We start from the raw sequence: 22,956 nt of genomic DNA, 5'->3' as shown, positions 1-22,956 counted from the left end.
GGCCACGTACGTCCCGAATTCGGGATCGAGGCGCGTCGTGCGTTCCAATGGCGAGCAGGCGCGGCCGGTTGTTGGCTGAGTGGTTGAAGCACGGCGTAGGAGGCACGGTGGCGGGCGAGTCCCCCGGCAGGTCGGAGCAGCAGAGTGCGTCGGGGGACCCGGTGGACTCCCAGACACCCAGAACGGCAGCAGGGTCGGGATCGGTTCCGGCACCCGCGAACGGGCGGTCGTCCGAGGACGGCGATCCGCGCCGCGCGGTGTCCGTGCCGGCCGGGGACGGGGTGACCGGCCCGACCGGTGACGGTGCGGACCGGGCCACCGCGGTGTTCCGGACCTCCCTCGCGCTCTCGGACCGCGAGGACGACGCACCTGATGCCCCCGCCGAGGCGCGTGGCGGCCCCTCAGACGCCGCGGAGGGTTCCGTTTCCCCCGGGGGCGCCGCCGCCGCTGCCGAGGCCGCTGAGCGCCGTACGGAGGGTTCGACGGGATCTGAGGGGGAGCCCCAGGGGGACGAGGACCCCGAGGGCGCTCCGGTGGACGACGCTGCGGACGCGACGCCGCCCCGCGACCCGGGTTCCGCTTCGTCCCCCGAGGCCGACGAATCCACCGAGGCCGACGAATCCACCGAAGCCGAAGCCGAAGCCGAAGCCGAAGCCGAAGTCGAAGCCGGCGACGACGGTGACGGTGACGATGACGACTCCGTGGAGACGGACGACTCGGACCACTCGGACGACGCGCCCGCCGAGAGCACCACGGCCCCCGCGGACGAACCGAGCGCCACCACCAAGAGCAGCACCGACACCGACACCGACGATGGTGATGGCGACGGGCCGGACGTCGACCAGGCGACGGGCGTCTTCCGCATGCCCGCGCCCCGCGTCGACCAGCCCACCACCACGCTGAAGCTCGGTGACGTCACGGAGCCGACCGACGGCAAGGCCCCGAAGGGCGACGAGCCGTCAGACCCGGACACCGCCCCGGACACCGGCCCCGTCGCCCCGGTCGAGCGGGACCAGGAGCGGACCAGCAAGTTCGTCGCCCTCAAGCCCCTGGACGAACCGGCCGCCCCCCGGCGCCCCGCGGCCAAGCCCTCCTGGGCGACCGGCACCGGCACCGCCGCCGAACCCGACAGCGCCGCAGACCCGAGCACCACCACCGGTACGGGCGCGGGCACGAGCACCGGGGCGGGCGCCCGGCCCGCCCCGGACGGCAGCGCCGGCGCAACCTCGGCCCTGCCCGCCGCCTCACCGGAGTTCACCACCCAGCAGCCGCTTCCCCCGAAGCCCCCGCTGGACCTCCTCGCCGAGCTGACCAACACCCCGCCGCCCCGGCAGACCCCGTTGCGGACGGCCGCGCGCCGGGTGAAGATCTGGACCCCGCTGGTCCTGCTCCTGGTGGTCGTCTTCGCGGTCGCACAGATGATCCGGCCGCTCCCGGAACCCTCGTTGACGCTCACCGCGAAGCAGACGTTCACCTTCGAGGGCGAGGAGGTGTCGCTGCCGTGGCCCGAGGAGGGGCACGGCTGGATGGACGTGAACGGCGTCGGCACGATGGCCAAGTTCGGCGAGCAGAAGCCCGTTCCGATCGGCTCGGTCGCCAAGGCGATGACCGCGTACGTGATCCTCAAGGAGCACCCGCTCAAGCCCGGCGCCGCCGGACCGAAGATCCCCGTGGACGCCAAGGCGGAGCAGGAGGGGGGCCTCGACTCGGTCGGCGAGTCGACGCTCAACACCCTCAAGGAGGGCGACCGGATCACGCTGGAGGACGCGATCTCCGCGATCATGATCCCGTCCGCCAACAACATCGCCCGTCTGCTGGCCCGCTGGGACTCCTCCGAGAAGGAGTTCGTCGCGAAGATGAACCAGGCCGCCGAGGACCTGGGCATGGACAAGACCACCTACACCGACCCGTCGGGGCTGAACGAGACCACCGTCAGCACCGCCGAGGACCAGGTGAAGCTGGGCAACGAGCTGGTGCGGATGAAGGCCCTGACGGACATCACCAAGCTGCCCGTGTGGACCGACCAGACCGGCAAGGAGTGGCAGAACTACAACCGCCTCGTCCCCTACGACGGTGCGCTCGGCATCAAGACCGGCACCACCACGAAGGCCGGCGGCAACCTGCTCTTCGCCGGCACCAAGGAGGTCGGCGGCGAGACGGCGATCGTCGTCGGCGCGATCCTCGGCCAGCACAAGCCGCCGATCATCGACACCGTCAACGCGGTCAGCAAGACGGCGATGATCGCGGCCCAGGGCGAGGTCAGGGCCAGCACCATCCTGAAGAAGGGCGCGGTCGTCGGGTACGTCGACGACGGGCTCGGCACCCGTACCCCGGTCGTGGTGACCAAGGACGTGTCGGCCGTCGGCTTCGCAGGGCACACCGTGAAGGTGGAACTGAGCGCCGGTGACGACCTCACCCACGAGGCGGCGGCCGGGGCCCGGGTCGGCACCCTGAAGGTCGGCGACGGATCGAGCGGCGCCGTCGAGGTGCCCATCGCCCTCCAGAGCGCCACCAGCGAGCCCGGCTTCGGGGCGAAGATCACCCGCCTGGGATGATCCGTGCCGCGCCCGGCCACCGGGTCGCGGTCGTGTGCGACACCCCGCCGTCCGCCCCTCCCCGGGGCGGGCGGCGGTGCCGTTCCAGGACGGGGCACCGCAGTGATCCCCGGCCGTGCGACCGTGTTAGCGTCGCGTTCATCGGGGCAGGACGCCTGGGTTCAGGGGCAGCGCCGCCCCGGATCACCCCGGACCAGTGACGAACACGGGGAGAGCCGCACGTGGCCACGACGGAGCCGACCCGGTCCGACGACGCCGAACCGCACGCCACCGCCGGCCGGCGCACCCGCGGGGACACCGTGGAGCGGCCGACCGCCCCAGGGCCGCTCGACCCGGGTGGCGCCCCCGACCCGGCGCCCGAACCCGCATCCCCCGGCCGGGGGACCGCGTTCCTGAAGCACCCCGTCACCGTGGTGACTGCCCTCGCCGCGGTCCTGCACATCGCCTGGTTCTTCACGTTCGCGAACGGTGGCGGGGACATCGCGGCGCAGGACGCGTGGGCGGAGTTCGTCGGTCGGAACCCGGACTCCGCGTACAACCTCGCCTGGTACGGCGGGATGCACCCCGTCTCGTACAGCGTGGTGTCCCCGTACCTGATGTCCGTGCTCGGGGTGCGGACCACGATGATGATCGCCGGCACGGTGTCCGCGTCGCTGCTCACCCTGCTGCTGGTGCGCTCGCGGCCGGTGCGCAATCCGCTGTGGGCGTCCCTGGCCGGACTGTTCGCGCTGATGTGCAACACCGCTTCGGGCCGGGTCACCTTCGGCCTCGGCATCATGTTCGGGCTGGCGGCGGTCGCGACGGCGTTCTGCTGGCCGTACCGCTGGCGGCTGCGGCGGTGGCCCAAGGCGGCGGTCGCCGCGTTCTTCGCCGCGCTCGCCACGGCCGCCTCACCGGTCGCGGGACTGTACGTCGGGCTCGTCGCGGCGGCGCTGTTCCTCCAGAAGCGGCGGCCCGGCGCGTTCGCCCTGGGGCTCGCCCCGAGCGTCGTCGTGGCGCTGTCCGCGTGGCTGTTCCCGTTCTCCGGCACCATGCCGATGTCGTTCGGGTCGGCGAGCCTGCCGGTGCTGTACGGGGCGCTGGTGTTCTTCCTGGTCCCGAAGGACTGGACGACGGTCCGGATCACGGCCGCCGTCTACACCCTTGCGGTCCTGCTGAGCTGGCTGATCAGCTCCCAGATCGGCTCCAACATCACCCGGCTCGGGCTGCTGTTCGCCGGCGTGGTGCTGCTGGCCGCGCTCCCGTACACCGTGCCGCGCAGCCGCAAGTGGTACGTGATCGTCTGCGTGTTCGCGGGCTTCCTCACCTGGGCCGGGGTGAAGGCCACGATCGACGTCGTCCACACCACGCCCAAGGCGTCCTGGGCCCGTGAGCTGGCGCCCCTGGTGAACCAGTTGCAGCGGGTGGACACCGAGCGCGGCCGGGTCGAGGTGGTCCCGGTGCGCAGTCACCGCGAGGCGTCCGCGCTCGCCCCGTACGTCAACCTCGCCCGGGGCTGGAACCGGCAGGCGGACATGGACCGCAACCCCCTCTTCTACGACGACACCCTGAACTCCGCGAACTACCACGAGTGGCTCCGGCGGTGGGCCGTGCACTACGTGGTGCTGCCCGACGACGAGCCGGACGGCGACGGGGGACGCCGCGAACGCGACCTGGTGCTCCGCGGCCAGCCGTACCTCAAGCAGGTCTGGGGGGACGCGCACTGGCAACTGTTCGAGGTGCTCGACCCCACGCCGCTGGCCAGCCCCGACGCCACGGTCACCGACATCGAGCAGGGCGGCATGACCATCGAGGTGCGCGCACCGGGCCGGATACTCGTCCGGGTGCCCTACTCGCCCTGGCTGGGGCTGATCGACGAGAAGGGCGAGAGCGTCGAACCGCCCGAGGAGACCGAGGCGTCCAAGGCCCGTCCCGAGGGCGCGCCGAAGTCCTTCGCCAACGTGGCGGGCTGTGTGCGGGAGGCTGCGGAGGACGCCCACGGGGACCAGTGGACGGAACTCCTGGCCCCCCGCGCCGGCACCTACCGACTGGCCGCCCGCTACCAGATCCCCCGCGGCACGACCTGCCCCGACGAACTGGGCTGAACCCACCGGGCGGGGGCGTCCCGGTCAGGGGGCGAGGCGCAGCGCCAGACCGTCCAGCACGCGGTCCAGGCCGTAGCGGAACTTGCGGTCGCGCAGGTCGGCGAGGGTCTGCGACGCGGGCCGCTGAGGCTGCTGGAGCCGCGGGTACGCGTCGGTGGCCTCGTCCATCGAGGGCTGGAGCCGGGCCGCCCAGGCGTCCTCGTCCTCGCCGCTGCGGGCGACCAGGGTGAGCCAGGCGGCCTCGCTGGTGCTCGTGCCCATCACATAGGCGACGACGGTGCTGATCGCCATGTCCGCCTCCTCGACGGGGAACCCGGCGGTCTCGAACAAGGCGATCATCCGGTCGTTGACCCGCATGACGTTCGGCCCCATGTGGGAGAGCCCGACCTGGCTGAGGAAGGACGCGATCCAGGCGTGCCGCAGGATCATCGCGCGCACGCTGTCCGCGCAGCCCGCGGCGGCCCCGCGCCAGTCCGAGGGGTCCTGCGCCTCGGGGACGTGGATCTCGCCGTAGACCTCGTCGACGACCAGCTCGATCAGCTCCTCCCGGCTGGCGACGTGCCGGTACAGGGAGGTGGCGCCGGCGCCGAGCCGGGTGCCGAGCTTTCGCATGCTGAGCGCTTCGACGCCCTCTTCGTCGAGGAGGGCGATCGCCTCGCCGACGATGTGCTCCGGGCTGAGCACGGGCTGTTCCCGGCGCGGGCGGCGGCGCGTCCAGGCTGAGGTGACCGGCGGTCCCGCGGCCTGCGCGCGCACGCCGGTCCCATGGTCGTCCGCGGACTGCGCTCCGGTTGCCATGACCTGCTCCCGTTCCGCCCCGGGCACGCGCGGAGGGAGGGGTTCCGACCGGCTGCGGGGCTCCGCTTCACCGTAGCGCACACCGTGCGCAGATGCGTACACCGAACCTCGTGGCGGGATCGCGCCATGGTGCGAACGGTGTGCGCACTTGCGCACACCCCTCCGACTGCGTACGTTGTTCGCAACAAAGGAACGGTGTTCGCACATCGGGAACGGTGTGCGCATCCGATCGGTCGAACCCGGCCGAGCCCCTCCCGCCCCCGGCCCGGCCGGGCCGCTTCGCATCGAGAGGTGTCGCATGGAAACGCTCACCCGGACGTCGGCGTCGTCGACGGGCGGCCCCGCCGCCCGCAACCCCCGCCGCTGGCTGATCCTGATCGTGCTGTGCCTCAGCACGCTCGTCCTGGTCATCGACAACATGGTGCTCACCGTGGCGGTGCCCTCGCTCACCGAGGACCTCGGCGCCACCGCCCAGGACACCCAGTGGATCCTCGACTCCTACATCCTGGTCTTCGCCGGGCTGCTGCTGACCTCGGGCAGCCTCTCCGACCGCTTCGGCCGCCGCCGGATCATGATCATCGGCCTGGCGCTCTTCGGACTCTCGTCGCTGGCGGCGACCTTCGCCACCGACCCGGGCCAACTCATCGCGGCCCGCGCGGTCATGGGCGTCGGCGGCGCGCTGGTGCTGCCCAGCACCCTGTCGATCCTCATCACCGTCTTCGACGAGCAGGAGCGCCGCACCGCGATGTCCGCATGGAGCGCGGTCGCCATGGTCGGACTGATCGGCGGACCCGTCCTCGGCGGCGCACTGATCGCCTGGTTCTGGTGGGGCGCGGTCTTCCTGATCAACGTGCCGATCGCGGTCATCGCCATCGTCGCCGCGTACGCCCTCATGCCCGAGTCCAAGGGGCCCTGGCGCAAGCCCGACCCGCTGGGCGCGGTGCTCTCCTCGGTCGGCATGGTCGCCATCGTCTGGACGATCATCGAACTGCCCCAGGGCGGACTCGGCCACACCAGCACCCTCGTCGCCCTGATCACCGCCGTCGTCGCCAGTGTCGGGTTCGTGTGGTGGGAGTCGCACACCGACGCCCCGATGGTCCCGCTCGGCCTGTTCCGCAACCGTGACTTCAGTGGCGGCAGCTTCTCCCTGACCCTCGTCCAGGTCGGCAACGGCGGTCTGCTGCTGGTCCTCAGCCAGTACCTCCAGTTCGTGCTGGGCTACACCCCGACCGAGGCCGGACTCGCGTTCATCCCGGTCGCCGTCGCCTCCCTGGTCTTCAACGGCATCGGCGCCGCCCTCGGCAGCCGCATCGGCAACCGCCGCCTCGTCGTCACCGGCCTGCTCGTCTCCGCCAGCGGCTTCTTCGCCCTCTCGGTCGCCGCCCCCGGCGGTGAGTTCCCGGCCGTCGCCGCCGCGCTCGCCCTGCTGGGCTGCGGCTCCGGGCTGGCGATGCCCGCGGCGATCGCCGCACTGATGGGCGCCGTCCCCGAGGAGCAGGCCGGCGTCGGCTCCGCCCTCAACGACACCATCCAGCAGATGGGCGCCGCCCTCGGCGTCGCGATCCTCGGCAGCGTGGTCGCCAGCGGCTTCCGCGACCGGATGCCCGACACGGCCCCCGACGCCGCGGGGTCCTCGATCGCCGACGCCCTCGCCGTCGCCGAGGGCACCGGGGACGCGGGACTCGCCGCCGCCGCCCGGGACGCCTTCACCGGGGCCATGTCCACCAGCTTCGTCATCGCCGCGGTCGGGGTCCTCGCCGCCGCCCTGCTGGCCCACCTGGTCATGCGCAACACCAAGACCCCCGAGACGCCCACCCCCGACGCCCCCACCGTCGAAGCCCCCGTCGCGGACCCCGAGCCCGCCCCCGTACTCGCCGCCCACTGACCCGCCCGTCACACCCCGCACCACCCGCACCACCTCACCACCCGCCGCCCAGTAGCCCGACACCCACCGAGGAGCACCCGATGACCGGTCAGCACCAGGACCCGACGCAGTCCCCGGCCCCGCAGCTGCCCGCCGAGCGTTACGCCGCCGCGGAGTCCCTGCTCCGCCACCACCGCGCCCGCCTGACGCCCGGCGCCAAGGTCCGCCCCCACTGGACCGGCGACGGCTCCCGCTTCTGGTACGCGGTCGGCACCTCGGCCACCACCGCCGACGGCCGCCCGGGCCGGGTGTTCATCGCCGTCGACACCCGCCGCGGCACCCGGACCCCCGCCTTCGACCACGACCGGCTCGCCGCCGCCCTCACCGAGGCGACGGGCAACCCGGCCGACCCGGCCCGCCTCCCCTTCGACGCCATCGAACTCACCGGAGCCCCCGAGGGAGCCGAAGTCCGTGCGGGGGCCGGCGCCCGCCCCACCGCCGTCGAGTTCGACACGCCCGAGGGCCACTGGCGCTGCGACCTGGACACCTACGCCCTGGAGCGGGTCGAGGACCACACCCCGGGCAGCTTCCTGGACATGGTGTCGCCCGACGGGAAGCACTCGGTCCACGTCAAGGACCACGACCTGTGGATACGCGACCGGAAGACCGGCGAGGAGCGCGCCCTCACCACCGACGGCACCCAAGACCACGAGTACGGGCTCAGCCCCTTCACCCCCCTCGTCCTGCTCCGCCGGATCGGTCTGCCGCACCTGCCGCCCGCGCTCGCCTGGTCCCCCGACTCCACCCGCGTCCTCACCCACCTCACCGACCAGCGCGAGGTCCGCACCACCCACCTCGTCGCCACCGTCCCGGACTCCGGCGGCGCCCCCCAGCTGCTGCCCCAGCAGTACGCGTACCCGGGTGACGAGCACCTGGCCACCGGCACCCTGATCGTGCTCGACGTGGCGACCGGCGACGCGGTGCGGGCCCGGACCGAGCCGCTGGAGATGCCGCTGATGTCCCCGATCACCACCCGCTGGGCCTGGTGGGCCGAGGACGGCTCGGCGGTGTACTTCCTGCGCCAGTCCCGTGACGTGCGCACCCTGAGCCTCGACCGGATGGACGCCGCCACCGGGGAGGTCCGCACCCTGGTCAGCGAGTCGGGCCCGACCCGGGTCGAACCGGCGCAGCAGCGCGCCCAGGCCCCCATGGTCCGGCTGCTCGCGAACGGCGCGCAGGCGCTGTGGTACTCGCAGTCCGACGGCTGGGGCCACCTCTACCGGTACGACACGGCCACCGGCGAGCGCCTTGCGCAGGTCACCCGCGGCGACTGGGCGGTCCAGGAGATCCTGCGGGTGGACGAGGAGGCCGGCACCGTCCACTTCGTCGCCTCGGGCCTGGTGGCCGACGACCCGTACCGGCGCACGGTGTGCCGCACCGGTCTGGACGGCACGGGTTTCGTCCGGCTCACCGACGACGACCTCGACCACCAGGTCACCGTGACCCCGGCCGGAGACCGGTTCCTCGACTCGGCGTCCACGGTGGACACCCCGCCGGTCATCACCGTCCGGGACTGGGACGGTCGGGTGGTGGTGCACCTGGAGACCGCTGACGTCACCCGGCTGCGGGCCACCGGCTGGACGCCCCCCGAGCGGTTCCGGGCGAAGGCCGCCGACGGCGTCACCGACGTCTACGGCGTCCTCTACAAGCCGCACGACTTCGACCCGCGGCGCAGCTACCCGGTCATCGACCACCCGTACCCGGGCCCGCACGCCCATCGGGTCAGCCCGTCCTTCGACCCGGGCGTCCTCGGCTACGACGCGGAGGCGGTGGCGGCGCTCGGCTTCGTGGTGATCGCGGTCGACGGGCGGGGCACGCCCGGCCGGGACAAGGCGTTCCACGACGCCTCGTACGGCCGGCTGCACACCGGCGGGCACCTGGACGACCACGTGGCGGCGATCCGTCAGCTGGCCGCCGCCCGCCCCTGGATGGACCTCGACCGGGTCGGCGTCTTCGGCCTGTCGGGCGGCGGGTTCGCCACGGTGCGGGCCCTCGCCGACCACCCCGAGTTCTACAAGGTGGGCGTCGCCGAGGCCGGCAACCACGAGAACCGGCAGTACTTCGCCTGGTGGTCGGAGACGTACGACGGGCCGGCCGCCGAGCAGGACTACGCCCGGTCGTCCAACGTGGCGGCCGCCGACCGCATCGAGGGCAAGCTGCTGCTCGTCCACGGCGGCATGGACGACAACGTCCACCCCCACCAGACGCTGCTCCTCGTCGACGCCCTGATCGAGGCCGACAAGGACTTCGACCTGCTGATCGTCCCCCGCGCCGAGCACGTCTTCTTCGGCTACGAGCACTACGTGAGCCGCCGCCGCTGGGACTACTTCCTGCGGCACCTGCTGCACACGGAGCCGCCGAAGGGCTACCGCCTCGCCCGGCCCGAGATCGACGCGGAGCTCCTGACCGACATCTTCAGCTGACCCCGACTCCCTGTCCCGCGGCACCCGATGCCCGACGCCCGACGTCCATGAAGCGGCCACCGCCCCCGAAGCGGTGGCCGCTGTGACGTATGCCCATCCCCGTGACGAATCACACCCCCTGACTGAACCTCACCGATTCCGCCCTACGTATCCCCATAACGCCGGAGAAATGCAACAATCCTGAACATCCGAAAATACGCACGGAAGGACACGTAGAGTGACATCGAACCGTCGCCTCGCCCAGGGGCTCACCACGATCAGCGTCCTCCTCGCCGCCGCGGCCCTCTACGCCGGGTACCAGGGCCACTGGCTGCCCGCCGGGGCGCTGGCGTACGGCACGCTCTTCCTCTCCTGGACCGCCGGCCGAGAACGGACCAACCATCAACGGGCCCTGGCCGAAAGGGAACACGCGCTGCTCGCCGCCGCCGTGGACCCCCTCGACGCCCCGCCCCCGCTGGACCCCTGTTGCCCCCTGTGGCGCCACTCGGTCACCGTCCACGGCGCGAACTGCACCCGACGGATCACCCACCACGAAGCGACCGAAACCCACTCTCACGCAGCGTGACGACATGTCACCTCAGGTCCGTCGAAGGGCTGTCGAAGCGCCGCCGCACCGCCGCCGAAGAGGCCCGCGGCGGTCCCCGACCCCCGCACGTCTCACCCCGAGGAGGACGCGGGGGACCCCACCCGTTCGAGGACCACCACCGGAATCACCCGACGGCTGCGCGCCTCGTACATCCGGTACACCGGAGCCAGCCCGACCATCAACGACCACAGCCGCTCCCGTTCCTCCCCCTGCGCGGTGCGGGCCCGGGCCGCGAACCGCTCGCCGAGGACCTGCACCTGCACCTCCGGCTCCGCGGCCACGTTCAAGTACCACTGGGGGTGGGTGTGCGTCACCGCCGAACCGGAGGCGACGAGCACGTAACGGCCGTCGTCCTCGCCGAAGAAGAGGCCGGTCCGGTACAGCCTCCCCGACGTGCGCCCCCGATGGCCGAGCACGAGGTTCGTCATCCCTCCCTCCCGGTAGCCGCTCGCCCCGTCGGTCTCCAGATAACGGCGTACGTGTTCCGCCACCGAAGGATCGGGACTGTCCACCCCTTCCCCCAGGGACCAGGAGGGCTCCGAAGGCCCCTCCGCACGTCCAGAGCCGCGCACCGACATCCCGTACTCCTCCCCGCCCGTCCGGTCCCGCGCCGCCGACCGCATCAGTGCGCGGCCACGAGGCCCTGCGCGAACCCGCCGTCCACGGCGAACTCCACATTGGTGGTGAAGGTGGCGTCACCGGCCAGGAACAGCGCCGCGGCGGCGACCTCCGCCATCGTGCCGGTGCGCTGCAACGGGGTCGTCTCCTCGCCCTGCCGCACGAACTCCCGGCGCTCCTCCTCGCTCAGCCCGGACACCCCCATCGACGGCGTCTCGATGAACCCGGGAGCGACCGAGTTGACCCGTATCCGCCGGGGCAGCAACTCGGCCGCCAGGACGTGGGCGAAGGCGCGCGTCGCCTCCTTCGACGCGGAGTAGGCGCTCAACCCGGGGAAGACCACGTCATTGGCGACCGTCGTGAAGACCACCGACCCGCCCTCCTCGATCAGCGGCGCCAGGGCCTGCACGGTGAAGAAGGCGCCCTTGGTGTTGACCGCGAAGTGCCGGTCCCAGGACGCCTCGGTGACCTCGCCGAGCTCCGCGAACTCCGCGATGCCGTGGTTGACGAAGAGGTGGTCGACATGACCCAGCTCCCGGTGGACCAGGTCGGCGAGGGCCGCGATGTCCGCCGTGCTCGCGGCGTCGGACCGCACCACGTGCGCCGCCGCCCCCGCCAGTTCGGTCCGCGCCTCTTCGAGGGTCTTCTCGTTGCGGCCCGTCAGGACCACCTCGGCCCCCTCGGCGAGGAGCGCCTCGACGATCGCCAGCCCCATGCCGTGGGTCCCCCCGGTGACCACGGCCTTCTGCCCTGCGAACCTGCTCATGACGACTCCTTCTCTTCGTGCGTCGGCCTGCTGCGGTGGTGCTCCGTCGCCGGGCCGGTGTGCCCGCCGCGGCGTCCTGAAAGAACCCTGCGCCCCGCCGCATTCGATCCGCTTGCGATCCGCATTCGGTCGACCGTCGACCCGCTACCGGCCCCGCCCGCACGGGCCGTCCACGACCCCGGCCCCGTCATACGCTGGGGCCATGCGCTTCGGTGTACTGGGCCCGTTGGCCGTGTGGACAGTGGACGGCGACGCCCTGACGGTGCCCGGAACGAAGGTCCGCGCCCTGCTGGCCGACCTGTTGGTGCACCCGGGGCGGGCGGTCTCCGCGGACCGACTGGTCGACGACCTCTGGGGGGACGGCGACGGGCTGCCGGCCCGCCCCGCGAGCGCCCTCCAGACCCTGGTGTCCCGGCTGCGCAGCGCCCTGACCGCCGCCGGCGGCCACGACCTCGTGGTGCGCCGCCCCCCGGGTTACCTCCTCAAGGTGAGCGGCGACGCCGCGGACGCGATCGACGCCGAACGGTTCGCCGCACTCGCCGACCGGGCCCGGCGCACCACGGACCCCCGGGAGCGCGCCGCACGCTTCACCGAGGCCCTGGCCCTGTGGCGCGGCCCCGCCTTCGCCGGGTCGGCGGACCGTCCCTTCGCCCGGGCCGCCGCGGCCCGCCTGGAAGAACAACGGCTGCTGGTCTGGGAGGAGTACGCGGAAACCCGACTGCACCTGGGAGACCACGCCCAACTAGCGCCGCAGATAGCCGAACTGGCGACCCATCACCCCTTGCGGGAGCGGCTGCGCGCTTCCCACATGCGGGCCCTGTACGGCGCCGGACGGCCCGGCGAAGCACTGGACGTCTACCGGGACCTGCGGCTGCGGCTGGCCGAGGAACTCGGACTGGAGCCCGGCCCCGCACTGGTCACCCTGCAACAGGAGATCCTCCGCCAGGAGCCGCCCGCCCCGCCCACGGTCCCCGCCCCGCCCACGGTCCCCGCTGTCGACACCACGGGCCCGAGGGACACCGGCAGCACCTCCTGCCTGCCCGCCCCCGTCACCGCACTGATCGGCCGTTCCGCGGCCGTGGCCGAGGTACGGGCGCTGCTGGCCACGGAACGCCTGGTGACCCTGACCGGCCCCGGCGGGGTCGGCAAGACCCGGCTCGCCCTGGAGGTCGCGAACGGGGCCGCCGCCTCCTTCCCCGACGGCGTCCAGTGGGTGGAACTCTCCGGACTCGCCCGGACCACCGACCCCCCGGAACCGGGCAAGGGCACCCCCGGCACCCCGCCCGCCCCCGGCACGGCGGACGGGCCGGCCCAAGCGGTGGCCGTGGCCCTGGGCATCCGCGACGACGCCCGGCCCGGCCCCCGACCGACCACGGGCCCCGGCCCGCTGGCCGAGCGACTGGCCGACGCCCTCCACGGCCGCCGACTCCTCCTCGTCCTCGACAACTGCGAACACGTCGTCGACGCGGTGGCCCACCTGGTCCGCACCCTGCTGAGGGCCGCGCCGGGGCTGCGCTTCCTCACCACCAGCCGGGAACCGCTCGACCTGTCCGGCGAAACGCTGTGGCCCGTCCCCCCGTTGGACGTGCCCCCACCGGGAGCCGCCCCGAACGAGGTACGACGGTCCAGCGCGGTCCGGCTCTTCGCCGCCCGGGCCGCCGCCGCAGCGCCGGGATTCACCCTCTCCGACGACCACACCGAAGCCGTCGCCACCATCTGCCGCCGCATGGACGGCATCCCGCTCGCCCTGGAACTGGCGTCCACCCGGGTCCGCGTCCTGGGCCCGGCCGCACTCGCCGGACGCCTCGACGACCGCTTCGGCATCCTCACGGCCGGCCGGCGCGACGCTCCCGCCCGCCAACAGACCCTCCGAGCGGTGATCGACTGGAGCTGGGACCTGCTGACCGGCGCCGAACGGACGGTGCTGCGCCGCCTCGCGATCCACTCCGACGGCTGCGCCCTGGAAGCGGCCGAGGCCCTCTGTTCCGGGGGCGGCGTGCAGCCCGCCGAAGTCGTCGACCTGCTCGCCCGACTGGTCGACCGGTCCCTCGTCGTCGTCACCCACCACCCGGAAGGACCCCGTTACCGGCTCCTCGAATCGGTGTCCGCGTACTGCCTGGACCGTCTGCGGACCACCCCCGGCGAGGGCCCCGCCAGCGAGTACGAACAACTGCGCCGCGCCCACGCCCACCACTACACCGACCTCGCCGAGCGGGCCGACCCCCAGCTGTGCGGCAGCGCCCAACAACCCTGGCTGCGGCGCCTCGACACCGAGGCGGCCAACCTGCGCGCCGCCCTCGACACCGCCGCCACCACCGGTGACGCCCCGCTCGCGTGCCGGCTGGTACGGGCGCTGGCCTGGTACTGGTTCCTACGCGGCCGGTTCACCGAGGCCCGACGTTCGATGGCCGCGGCCCTGGCCGTCGAGGAGGCGCCGCCCGCGACGCCACCGGACGGGTCGCCGGGCCCCGGCCCGCGCGCGGCCGGCCCTGACCTGCGCGCGGCCGTCGCCGCCTGGCACGTCGGCATGACGCTCCTGTGCGGCGACCGGCCCGACCCCGGCTCACCGCTGCGACTGCCCGAGGACATCCGCGACCCGCGCGACCGGGCCGCACCCACCTGGTTCGTCGGCTACGCCGTGACCCTGCTCGGCGCAAGGGAGACCGGTGAGGAACTGGTGCGCCGGGCCCTGGACGACTTCCGGGCCCTGAACGACCGCTGGGGCATCGCCGCGGCCCTCAGCGTACGAGGCGTCCAGCACTACGTGCGCGGCGAGTTGGCGGCGTCCCGGGCCGACGGCGAACAGAGCCTCGCGCTGTTCCGCGAGAGCGGCGACCAGTGGGGGCAACTCCAGTCCGGCGCCGTCCTCAGCCGACTGGACGAGATCGCGGGCGACTACCGGGCCGCCGAACTCCGACACCGCGACGGGCTGCGCATCGCCGAGGAACTGCACCTGTGGACCGAGACGTCCACCCGCTGGTCCGAACGGGGCCGGATCGCCCTGCTGACCGGGGACCACGCCCGGGCCGCGGAACTCCACGAACGGGGCCGCCGGGTGGCCGTGGAACACGGCGACCGACGGGCCCAGGAGTTCGCCGAAACCGGCCTCGCCCTCGGCGCCCGCCGACAGGGCCGGTACGAGGAGGCCGAACGCCAGCTGCGCACCTGGCTGGAGTGGAACCGCCGCTTCGACGCGGAGAACGGCACCGCCCTGATCCTCGCCGAACTCGGCTTCCTCGCCGAACAGCGGGGAGAGGCCGAAGCGGCACTGGCCCTCCACACCCAGGGCCTCGCCGCGGCCCGGCGCACGGGTGACCCCCGGGCGGTGGCGCTGGCCCTGGAGGGACTGGCCGGCGCCCACCGACTCGCGGGCCGCCCCGCCCGCGCCGCCAGCCTGCTCGGCACCGCCGCCCGGGCCCGCGCCGCGGTGGGCGCCCCGCTGCCCCCGGCCGAACGCGCGGACGTCGACCGCATCGAAGCCGCGACCCGCACCGCACTGGGCGACGCCGCCTTCACCACCGCGTACGCGCGGACCGCTGACCTGTTGCTGCCCGCGGACCCGGCCTAGCCGTACGGCCCGGTGAAGTCGCCGGACGCGGCCGGCGGTCGAGCTCGTGCCCGCACAGGGCATTTCGTCCGTATCCGCTGCAAGCGCGCTGCATGCGCGCCGCTGGGCATGGCGTCCCGGTGCCGGAAGATGGATCCAGCCATCGCCGAACTATATGACAATCTTTATGGACCGGAATGGGGTCGTAGGGCTCCCGCTGAGCAGGAAAGGAAAGCCCTTTCCCTGTCCGGCTTGTTTCACAAATGAGGGAGATGCATGAGTTTCACGCGAATCCCGGCAAACTTCCGACTACCCCACAGACCGCACCCTGGAGTAGCACTGCAATGCCTGAGACAGGCCACACCGCCGCCCCCCGATTCAGCATCATCGTCCCGGTCTTCAATGTGCAGGGCTATCTGCGCGAATGCCTGCAATCCTTACTCGATCAGGACTTCACCGACTTCGAGGTCATAGCCGTCGACGACTGCTCCCCGGACCGCAGCGGGAAGATCCTGGCCGAGTTCTCGGCCCGTGACAAGCGGGTGGTGACCGTGCGCCACGAGGAGAACGGGGGCATCGGACAGGCCCGCAACACCGGCATCGCGCGGGCCCGGGGCGACTACCTGCTCTTCCTCGACAGCGACGACACCATCACGCCCGGCTCGCTGCGCGCGATGGCCGACCGGCTCGACAAGACCGACGACCCGGACATCCTGCTGATCGACCACGTCCGCACCTACTGGTGGAACAAGGTCCAGCGCAGCGCCACCGCCGATCTCCTCGCGGAGTCCGGAACCGAGGTCTTCCGGCCGGCCGAACGCACCGAGTTCCTGTCCATGTTCGCCGTCGTCTGGAACCGGCTCTACCGCCGTGACTTCTTCACCGGCAACCGCTTCACCTTCACCGACGGGCTCTACGAGGACGCCCTGATCGTCTACACGACCATGCTCACCGCTGAGCGCGCGGCCTGCCTCGACTACGTCTGCATCGAGTACCGCCAACGCCGCAAGGGCAACTCGATGCAGACCCCGGGCCGCAAGCACTTCACCATCTTCGAGCAGTACCAGCGCCTCTTCGACTTCCTGGACACCCGCCCCGACCTGGCCGGTCTGCGTCCGATGCTCTTCGAGCGGATGGCGAGCCACTTCCTCTTCACCTTCGCCCGCGCGAGCCGGGTGGTCCCCGCCGACCGCGCCGAGTTCTTCCGGCAGGCCTCGGCCATGTACCGGCAGCACCTGCCCCTCGGCTTCACCCCGCCCCCCGGCATCCAGGGCGCCAAGTTCCAGGCGCTGGGCCGGGGCTCCTACCACGGCTTCCAGGCGCTGAAGCTGGTCAACGGCACCCGTGTGAAGGGGCGCAACCAGCTCCGCAAAGTCAAGCGGTCGTTCGACAAGCGCACCCAGGAGAACGTCTACAAGCTCCACCTGCGCCGCCCCATCGACGAGAACCTCGCCGTCTTCTCCGCGTACTGGAACCGGACCCCGGCCTGCAACCCCCTGGCCGTGTACGAGAAGGCCAAGGAACTGGCGCCGCACATCAAGGGCGTGTGGGTGGTGCGCAAGGGGCTGGAGGAGACCGTCCCCCCGGGCATGGACCACGTCGTCGTCAACACCCCCCGCTACTGGGAGGTGATGGCGCGCGCCAAGTACTTCGTCAACAACGTCAACTTCGCCGACACCGTCGTCAAGCGCCCCGAGCAGATCCACATCCAGACCCACCACGGCACCCCGCTGAAGCGGATGGGCATCGACCAGCAGAAGTATCCGGCCGCCGCCAAGGGCATGAGCATGCGCAAGCTGCTCCAGCGCGCCGACCGCTGGGACTTCAGCGTCTCCGCCAACCAGCACTCCACCGAGCAGTGGGACCGCGTCTACCCCTGCTCCTTCGAGTCCGTCGACGCCGGCTATCCGCGCAACGACGTCTACTCCCGGGCCACCGTGCAGGACGTCCTGGACATCCGTGAGCGCCTGGGCATCGCCCCCGGCCGCACCGCCGTGCTGTACGCGCCGACGGTGCGCGACTACCAGGTCGGCTACGTCCCCCGACTGGACCTGGAGCGGGTCACCCGCGAACTGGGCCCGGACGTGCTCCTCATGGTCCGCACCCACTACTTCTACGGGGCGGACCGGCGGCTCGCCGAGCTGGAGGAGCAGGGCGCCCTGCTCGACGTCTCCCGCCACCCCAGCGTCGAGGAGCTGTGCCTGGCCTCCGACGCCTTGATCAGCGACTACTCCTCGATCATGTTCGACTACGCCGTGCTCGACCGGCCGATCGTCACCTACGCCGACGACTGGGACGTCTACGTACGCTCCCGCGGCGTCACCTTCGACCTGCTCTCCGGGGAGCCGGGGGAGACCCCGGGCGCCGTCGCCACCAACGAGAACGAGCTGATCTCCGTCTTCCGCAGCGGCAGCTGGGACGGCGAGCGGGCCACCGCACTGCGCACCGCCTTCCGACAGCGGTTCTGCGAGTGGGACGACGGGAACGCGGCCGAGCGCGTGGTGCGCCGCACCTTCCTCGACGAGGAGGCCGGCCCGGCACCGCTGCCCCTGGAGGCCCGCCACGTCGCGCCGAGCCCGCGCAAGGCCGCCGCTGAGGCCGGGCTGTCCAAGGCGTGAGGGACGGTGCGGGATCGCCGGGGTGTGCCACCCCGGCGGCCGACCGGTCACGGCCGGGTCCGCAGCAACTCGGGGACACGGCGGACCGCGGTGAACACGGTGGTCCCCGCTGCGCCCCCCTCGGCCCGGCCCGACCCACCCTCTAGGCGCGGCCCGCTGACCCGGACGAGCCGGGGGACGCATCGGCGGCGGTCGCGGGGGCCACGGACCCGGCCCGGGCCCCTCCCCCCGCGCCCGACCACCGGTCCAGCCGGCGATCCAGCCCGTCCAGCCGGCCCGGCAGCACCCAGAACCGCTCACCGCACACGGCCACCGCAGCCGGGAGCAGCACACCGCGCACGAGGGTCGCGTCGATGAGGACGGCCACCGCCATGCCCACGCCCATCATCTTGTTCTCGACGGCGGACAGGGTGACGAAGACGCTGAACACCGCCGTCATGATGACCGCTGCGCTGGTGACGACCCCCGCACTGCCCGCGATGCCCCCGACGACGGCGTCCCGGGTGGTCGCCCCCGCGAGCCGACGTTCCCGGATCCGACTGAGGACGAACACGTGGTAGTCCGTGCTCAGACCGAACAGCACGACGAACATGAAGAGCGGCAGCCAGCCCGCCACACCCCCGTACGGGGTGAAACCGAGCAGCGAACTGCCCACGCCGTCCTGGAACACCCAGGTCAGCACCCCGTACGCGGCACCCAGCGACAACAGGTTCAACACGATCGAGACCAGCGCAGCGGCCAGCGACCGGAACACCACCAGCAGCAGCACGAACGCCAGGACCAGCACGAACCCGACGACGAGCGCCGCCCGTGAGGTCAACTGCTCCCGGAAGTCCTCGGCGAACGCGGTCCGGCCACCGACCGCGTAGTCGATGCCCTCGACCTCGCCCAGGGTCGCCGGGAGGGCCACCTCGCGCAGCCGCTCCAGGGCCGCGCCGGACACCTCGTCGGTGCCGCTGCCCGCCAACGGAACGCGCACCACCAGCACCTCGTCGACCCGCACCGTCGAAACCGGTTCCGCCAACTGCCCGCCACTCCTGCCGACTTCCTGCCGCAGTCCGTCCACGGCCGCCGCCACTGCGGGGGAGCCGGCCCGGCCGGGACCCGCGCCGTCGACGTCCCAGACCGCGACCCGCGCGGGCGTCGGGGCACCGGGGAACGCCTCCTGCATGCGGATCGCGGCATCCACCGTGGGGGCGCTGCGCGGCAGGCTGTTGACCACGGCGGCGTCCTGCAAGCGCAGGTCGAGCGCCGGCGCCGCCATCACCAACAGCGCGACGACCGCGGCGCCGCCCCACACCTTCGGACGGTCGACGACCGCCCGCGCCAGCCGCGCCCAGTGACGGGACTCCGCCACGGTCGTCCGACGCTTCCCCAGCCACGGCAGACGGCCCCGGTCGACCCGGTGCCCGAGGGCGGCGAGCACCGCCGGCAACACCGTCACGGAAGCGACCATCGACAGTCCCACCACCAGTGCGGTGCCGAGCGTCAGACCACGGAACACGTCGAGACCGCTGAAGAGCAGACCGCACAGACACACGATCACCGTCACGCCGGAGACGACGATCACCTGACCCGAGGTCCGGGAGGCGATGCGCAACGACGCGGCCACCCCGTGACCCGCGGACCGCTCCTCCCGCGCGCGCCGCAGGTAGATCAGCGAGTAGTCGACCCCGACCGCGATGCCGATCAGCAGGATCATCGAGGTCACGGCGCTGTTCACGGCGACCCACCGTTCCAGCACGGCGATCAGGCTGAAGGTGCCCACGACGGTGGTCGCCGCCAGCAGCAGCGGGATCGCCGCCGCGACCAGGGCCCCGAAGACGACCAGCAGGATCCCCAGGGTGATCGGCAGCGAAGTGCTCTCCGCACGGGCCAGGTCCGCCTTGACGGCGTCGTCGACGGCACGCGACAGGCTCACGTCACCGGCCTGGACGACGCGCACGCCCCCGTGCCGCTCGGCGACCCGCTCCACCGCCCCGACCACGGCGTCGAAGTGCGCTCCCCTCTCCTCGTTCGGACCGGACACGAAGAAGGTGACCAGACCCGAGCGGCCGTCCTGCGAAACCTGCTCCTCCGCCCCCGGGTCCAAGGGGGTGCGCAGACCGGTCACCGCTCCCGGCACCCCGGCCAACTCGGCCACCAGGTCCTCCGTGGCCTTCACCAACGCCGGATCGTCGAGGAAGCCTCCCCGTGCGCCGCCGGCGTCACCGTCCCGCCGCTGGACGAGGACGTTCTCCAGGACCGGCTCGTAGTTCTCCTGGGCGCTCAACACCCGCTTGACCTCGCCGGATTCACCCGGGTCGTCCGTTCTGGCCCCGGGGCCGGAGAACACGGCGCTGGCCAGCAACGCCACGAGGACGAGGGCCAGCCAACCGCCGATCGCCAGCGCACGGTGCCGGATCGACCAGCCGGCGGCCCGTTCGACGAACGTGCCCCGACCACCACCCGACGCGGCCGCGGACCTGCTCCGTGCAGTGGACTGTGTGGGCGTGCGCGCCATGAACTAGGGTCCTTCCCGAAAGGGGCGATGCGCTGAAGACTCGCCATCGGCGAGGTGTCGCTTCCTTCTGCCGGGCCGCCAAGTTGCCGCTTGACGGCCCGGTTCCTTCGTCCGGTCGTGCTCGTTCTCCCTACTCGATCTCCTTGAGCACCCGCTCGACCGAATGCACACGGGTCCGCAGATCGGCGAGGTGTTCGTCGATGGCGATCAGCCGCTGCTCGATGGCACCTTGGTGCCGGGTCGCCTGCTCGGCGAGCGTCCGGTACTCGTAGTCGCGGGCGAGGACGGCCTTGGCCCGCCAGGTCGCGGCCATGTTCCAGACGGCGATCGTGACGACCACGAAGACGGTGCCGAAGATGCCGGCCGTTCCGATGACTTCTTGCCAGTCCCGGGGGTTCATGAAGGAGGTCCTTTCTCGCCGCCCGATGGATCGGCATCGGCGTCGGTGTTGGCATCGGTGTTGGCGTTGGCGTTGGCGTCGGCGTCGGCGTCGCGCGGGCCGAACGTCAGCACGGCGGTGGCGATGGCTTCCGGCGTGAGGTCGAGCGCGAAGGGGACCACCTCGTAGAACTTCATGGCCTTTCCGTCACGCGACAGCTCCAGGTGGGCCGAAACGAGGCCCGCGGCCTCCAACTTCCGCAGGTGGGCCTGGAGCAGGGTGCGGCTGATGCCCAACTCACGCGCCAACTGGCTCACGTAGGTGCGCCGACGGGACAGGGCCGCCACGACCCGTAGCCGGTGCGGGTTGGCCAGCGTGGCCAACACGTGCACCAAGTGGTCCCCGTCGCGGAAGGAAGCCGTCACGGCGACCCACCGAACCCCCCGAACCTGCGGGGCGACGTCGGCCGCGGGGACACGACGCCCTCCCCCTCACCACGCCCCAGCACTCTCACCGCCAACTCCCTTGCTGCACCGCATGGTTGTCTGCACCCGCCCATGAACGTTGGCAGGTGCCAAGCCGGGTTTCAACGGTGAGCGGCAAGGCTCAGGGGCGGCTGGGGGTCACCCCCTAAGGGCTACCGGACCTCCCGCCGGGCGCCCGGAACGCCGGGCGACGACTGCACGTCCGTGCTCACCTGGCCGCCCAGGGTCATCACGTTCAGGGTCGCGGAGTTCTCGTTCGCGATGGCGCTTTCCACCCGGGCGACCAAGGTCGTGAACGCCTCGCCCTCCGAGAGGCCCGAGTAGATCCCCACCCTGGTCTCGAAGTAGATCCGCTCATGCCCGAGGAACTGCTCGGTCGACCGGTAGTTCTTCCACTGCTCCCGGTAGCGGTACACGCTCTCCAAGGAGACGGAGCCGACCACGATCAGGCTCAGCACCGTGGCCGTGAGCTTGGCGAATGACAGGTCGAGATTGACTAACACGGGCACCAGAGCTCCCCCGACGACGGATATCGTCCTCATCCGGAGGTGCATCGCCTTCGTCTTGACGGCCTTCTTGTCGTACCACTTCTGGTACTGGGACAGCCTCCCCTCCACGTACTCCCGTGCCGAGGCCACCGGCAGGGAGACGGACGGGTGAGCTTCCAGCGACTGACCGTCATCCGTTTCTGACATGCGCGGAAGTAGACCCGTGCCGCAACAGGTCGGTCAACTCCCACACCCGCCCGCCCCGCCCCGCCGCACTCCACCCGAGCACGGTCACCCCGGGTCCGCTGACGGCCCGGCCCCGTGAACCGGCAACGGCCCCGGACGAGAAGCCCGAGGCCGCGCACCACCCTGCCCCGGGGTTGCCCCGGGGCAGCGGCTTGCTGCGTCGTGCCCCCGGCAGGATTCGAACCTGCGACACCCGCTTTAGGAGATTTCTCGGAGCAGCGGCCTGACCTGCGAAAACACAGGCCATAGGCTGCCCAGCATGGGGAAACTACTCTCCGTAGTTCTCAAGTGTTCCCAGAGCTTCCCGGCCCTATGTGTGCTGAATGTGTTCCGGGCAGGCGGGCATGTTCATCAGCTCTCAACTCGGTTGCCAGGGAGCACCGCTGGCACAATGCACGCCATGAACATCGGGGATACGGCGATGATTGCCGGGGCTGCGGCCGTAGTCGCTGCTGCGCTTGGAGCTTGGGGCGTAGTGCGCGCGGCTAGACACACCAGCAGTACCCAGCGCAGCAGTCAACACGAGCACTGGCGCCGGCAAGGTCGAAGAGATGCCTACGCTGCCTTCGTGAGCGTCGCGTCCGACTACGATGCCATCGCCGCACGTGCTTCCGGACTCGCTCGGGTGGACGAGCAGCGAAGCCAGGAACTCCAAGCCCTCCTAGACCAGGCTGCTGAACTAGACGGCTCTCTCGCGAAAGCTGCTGCTGTAGTCGAGGTTGAGGGGCCGCGGGACGTGGCCGCAGCGGCAACTAGGTTGACCCGCTCACTGCAGAGATGGATCAGTGATTCGCGGTATCGACATGAACCGCGTCCACAGTTCCCAGGCTCCCCGCCGCCACCGCCCCCAGGAGTGACATCCATGTCGCCCGCCCGCGAAGGCATGCGTGAATTCCGTGAGCTCGCACGCCGTGCTCTTGACGATCCCAGCGCGGA

The 22,956-nt window shown here is 72.0% G+C and carries 14 protein-coding genes; 7 read left to right on the top strand and 7 right to left on the bottom strand.

Annotated elements, in window-relative coordinates:
- The first annotated feature begins 281 nt into the window (after positions 1-281).
- On the top strand, positions 282-2,555 hold the full coding sequence (locus ACFYOU_RS03600) for a serine hydrolase (protein WP_391303243.1): 2,274 nt from the start codon (positions 282-284) through the stop codon (positions 2,553-2,555).
- A gap of 221 nt (positions 2,556-2,776) precedes the next feature.
- Entirely contained in the window at positions 2,777-4,639 is a 1,863-nt protein-coding gene (locus ACFYOU_RS03595; RefSeq protein WP_389771940.1) for an MFS transporter, read from the top strand.
- Between the two features lie 24 nt (positions 4,640-4,663).
- On the opposite strand, the gene ACFYOU_RS03590 is transcribed toward ACFYOU_RS03595, so the two are convergent.
- Positions 4,664-5,437, bottom strand: a complete 774-nt coding sequence (locus ACFYOU_RS03590; protein ID WP_391303240.1) for a TetR/AcrR family transcriptional regulator C-terminal domain-containing protein — start codon at positions 5,435-5,437, stop codon at positions 4,664-4,666.
- A 298-nt stretch (positions 5,438-5,735) separates the two neighbouring features.
- Between ACFYOU_RS03590 and ACFYOU_RS03585 the strand changes: the two genes are divergently transcribed.
- From ACFYOU_RS03585 to ACFYOU_RS03575, 3 genes are all read left to right on the top strand, one after another.
- On the top strand, positions 5,736-7,322 hold the full coding sequence (locus ACFYOU_RS03585; RefSeq protein ID WP_391303238.1) for a DHA2 family efflux MFS transporter permease subunit: 1,587 nt from the start codon (positions 5,736-5,738) through the stop codon (positions 7,320-7,322).
- An 80-nt stretch (positions 7,323-7,402) separates the two neighbouring features.
- A complete protein-coding gene (locus ACFYOU_RS03580) occupies positions 7,403-9,784 on the top strand; it encodes a DPP IV N-terminal domain-containing protein (RefSeq protein WP_391303236.1) in 2,382 nt (793 codons plus the stop codon).
- Between the two features lie 217 nt (positions 9,785-10,001).
- Positions 10,002-10,349 (top strand): hypothetical protein, encoded by a 348-nt coding sequence (locus tag ACFYOU_RS03575; protein WP_391303234.1) that lies wholly within the window; start codon positions 10,002-10,004, stop codon positions 10,347-10,349.
- Between the two features lie 92 nt (positions 10,350-10,441).
- Here ACFYOU_RS03575 and ACFYOU_RS03570 read toward each other — a convergent pair whose 3' ends face one another.
- Positions 10,442-10,861, bottom strand: a complete 420-nt coding sequence (locus ACFYOU_RS03570; RefSeq protein WP_391303232.1) for a nitroreductase/quinone reductase family protein — start codon at positions 10,859-10,861, stop codon at positions 10,442-10,444.
- Positions 10,862-10,992: 131 nt separating this feature from the next.
- Positions 10,993-11,754 carry an SDR family oxidoreductase gene (locus ACFYOU_RS03565; protein ID WP_391303230.1) on the bottom strand — a complete coding sequence of 254 codons (762 nt, stop codon included), beginning with the start codon at positions 11,752-11,754 and terminating at the stop codon, positions 10,993-10,995.
- Between the two features lie 202 nt (positions 11,755-11,956).
- Here ACFYOU_RS03565 and ACFYOU_RS03560 point away from each other — a divergent pair, with 202 nt between their 5' ends.
- Both ACFYOU_RS03560 and ACFYOU_RS03555 read left to right on the top strand, forming a co-directional pair.
- Positions 11,957-15,322, top strand: coding sequence for a BTAD domain-containing putative transcriptional regulator (locus ACFYOU_RS03560; protein ID WP_391303228.1), 3,366 nt, complete (start codon positions 11,957-11,959; stop codon positions 15,320-15,322).
- A gap of 323 nt (positions 15,323-15,645) precedes the next feature.
- Complete coding sequence (locus tag ACFYOU_RS03555; RefSeq protein WP_391303225.1) at positions 15,646-17,919, top strand: CDP-glycerol glycerophosphotransferase family protein; 2,274 nt, start codon at positions 15,646-15,648, stop codon at positions 17,917-17,919.
- A 142-nt stretch (positions 17,920-18,061) separates the two neighbouring features.
- Here ACFYOU_RS03555 and ACFYOU_RS03550 read toward each other — a convergent pair whose 3' ends face one another.
- From ACFYOU_RS03550 to ACFYOU_RS03535, 4 genes are all read right to left on the bottom strand, one after another.
- Positions 18,062-20,422 carry an MMPL family transporter gene (locus tag ACFYOU_RS03550; RefSeq protein WP_391303223.1) on the bottom strand — a complete coding sequence of 787 codons (2,361 nt, stop codon included), beginning with the start codon at positions 20,420-20,422 and terminating at the stop codon, positions 18,062-18,064.
- A gap of 130 nt (positions 20,423-20,552) precedes the next feature.
- A complete protein-coding gene (locus ACFYOU_RS03545; RefSeq protein ID WP_389771968.1) occupies positions 20,553-20,822 on the bottom strand; it encodes a hypothetical protein in 270 nt (89 codons plus the stop codon).
- Complete coding sequence (locus ACFYOU_RS03540) at positions 20,819-21,226, bottom strand: ArsR family transcriptional regulator (RefSeq protein ID WP_391303221.1); 408 nt, start codon at positions 21,224-21,226, stop codon at positions 20,819-20,821. Before ACFYOU_RS03540 ends, ACFYOU_RS03545 begins: the two co-directional genes overlap by 4 nt.
- Before the next feature lie 212 nt (positions 21,227-21,438).
- On the bottom strand, positions 21,439-21,981 hold the full coding sequence (locus ACFYOU_RS03535; RefSeq protein WP_389771974.1) for a DUF4231 domain-containing protein: 543 nt from the start codon (positions 21,979-21,981) through the stop codon (positions 21,439-21,441).
- Positions 21,982-22,956 lie beyond the last annotated feature (975 nt).

The sequence above is a fragment of the Streptomyces sp. NPDC005955 genome (assembly GCF_042871255.1).
Taxonomy (GTDB): Bacteria; Actinomycetota; Actinomycetes; order Streptomycetales; family Streptomycetaceae; genus Streptomyces.
Note: the sequence above shows the minus strand (reverse complement) of the source record. Positions and strands in the feature narration are given on the sequence as shown.

What these genes read in the sequence shown, in the direction of transcription:
- ACFYOU_RS03585 (WP_391303238.1), top strand. Translation starts at nt 5,736, where the DNA reads ATGGAAACGCTCACCCGGACGTCGGCGTCGTCGACGGGCGGCCCCGCC.
- ACFYOU_RS03550 (WP_391303223.1), bottom strand. Translation starts at nt 20,422, where the DNA reads ATGGCGCGCACGCCCACACAGTCCACTGCACGGAGCAGGTCCGCGGCC.
- ACFYOU_RS03580 (WP_391303236.1), top strand. Translation starts at nt 7,403, where the DNA reads ATGACCGGTCAGCACCAGGACCCGACGCAGTCCCCGGCCCCGCAGCTG.
- ACFYOU_RS03560 (WP_391303228.1), top strand. Translation starts at nt 11,957, where the DNA reads ATGCGCTTCGGTGTACTGGGCCCGTTGGCCGTGTGGACAGTGGACGGC.
- ACFYOU_RS03565 (WP_391303230.1), bottom strand. Translation starts at nt 11,754, where the DNA reads ATGAGCAGGTTCGCAGGGCAGAAGGCCGTGGTCACCGGGGGGACCCAC.
- ACFYOU_RS03545 (WP_389771968.1), bottom strand. Translation starts at nt 20,822, where the DNA reads ATGAACCCCCGGGACTGGCAAGAAGTCATCGGAACGGCCGGCATCTTC.
- ACFYOU_RS03555 (WP_391303225.1), top strand. Translation starts at nt 15,646, where the DNA reads ATGCCTGAGACAGGCCACACCGCCGCCCCCCGATTCAGCATCATCGTC.
- ACFYOU_RS03590 (WP_391303240.1), bottom strand. Translation starts at nt 5,437, where the DNA reads ATGGCAACCGGAGCGCAGTCCGCGGACGACCATGGGACCGGCGTGCGC.
- ACFYOU_RS03535 (WP_389771974.1), bottom strand. Translation starts at nt 21,981, where the DNA reads ATGTCAGAAACGGATGACGGTCAGTCGCTGGAAGCTCACCCGTCCGTC.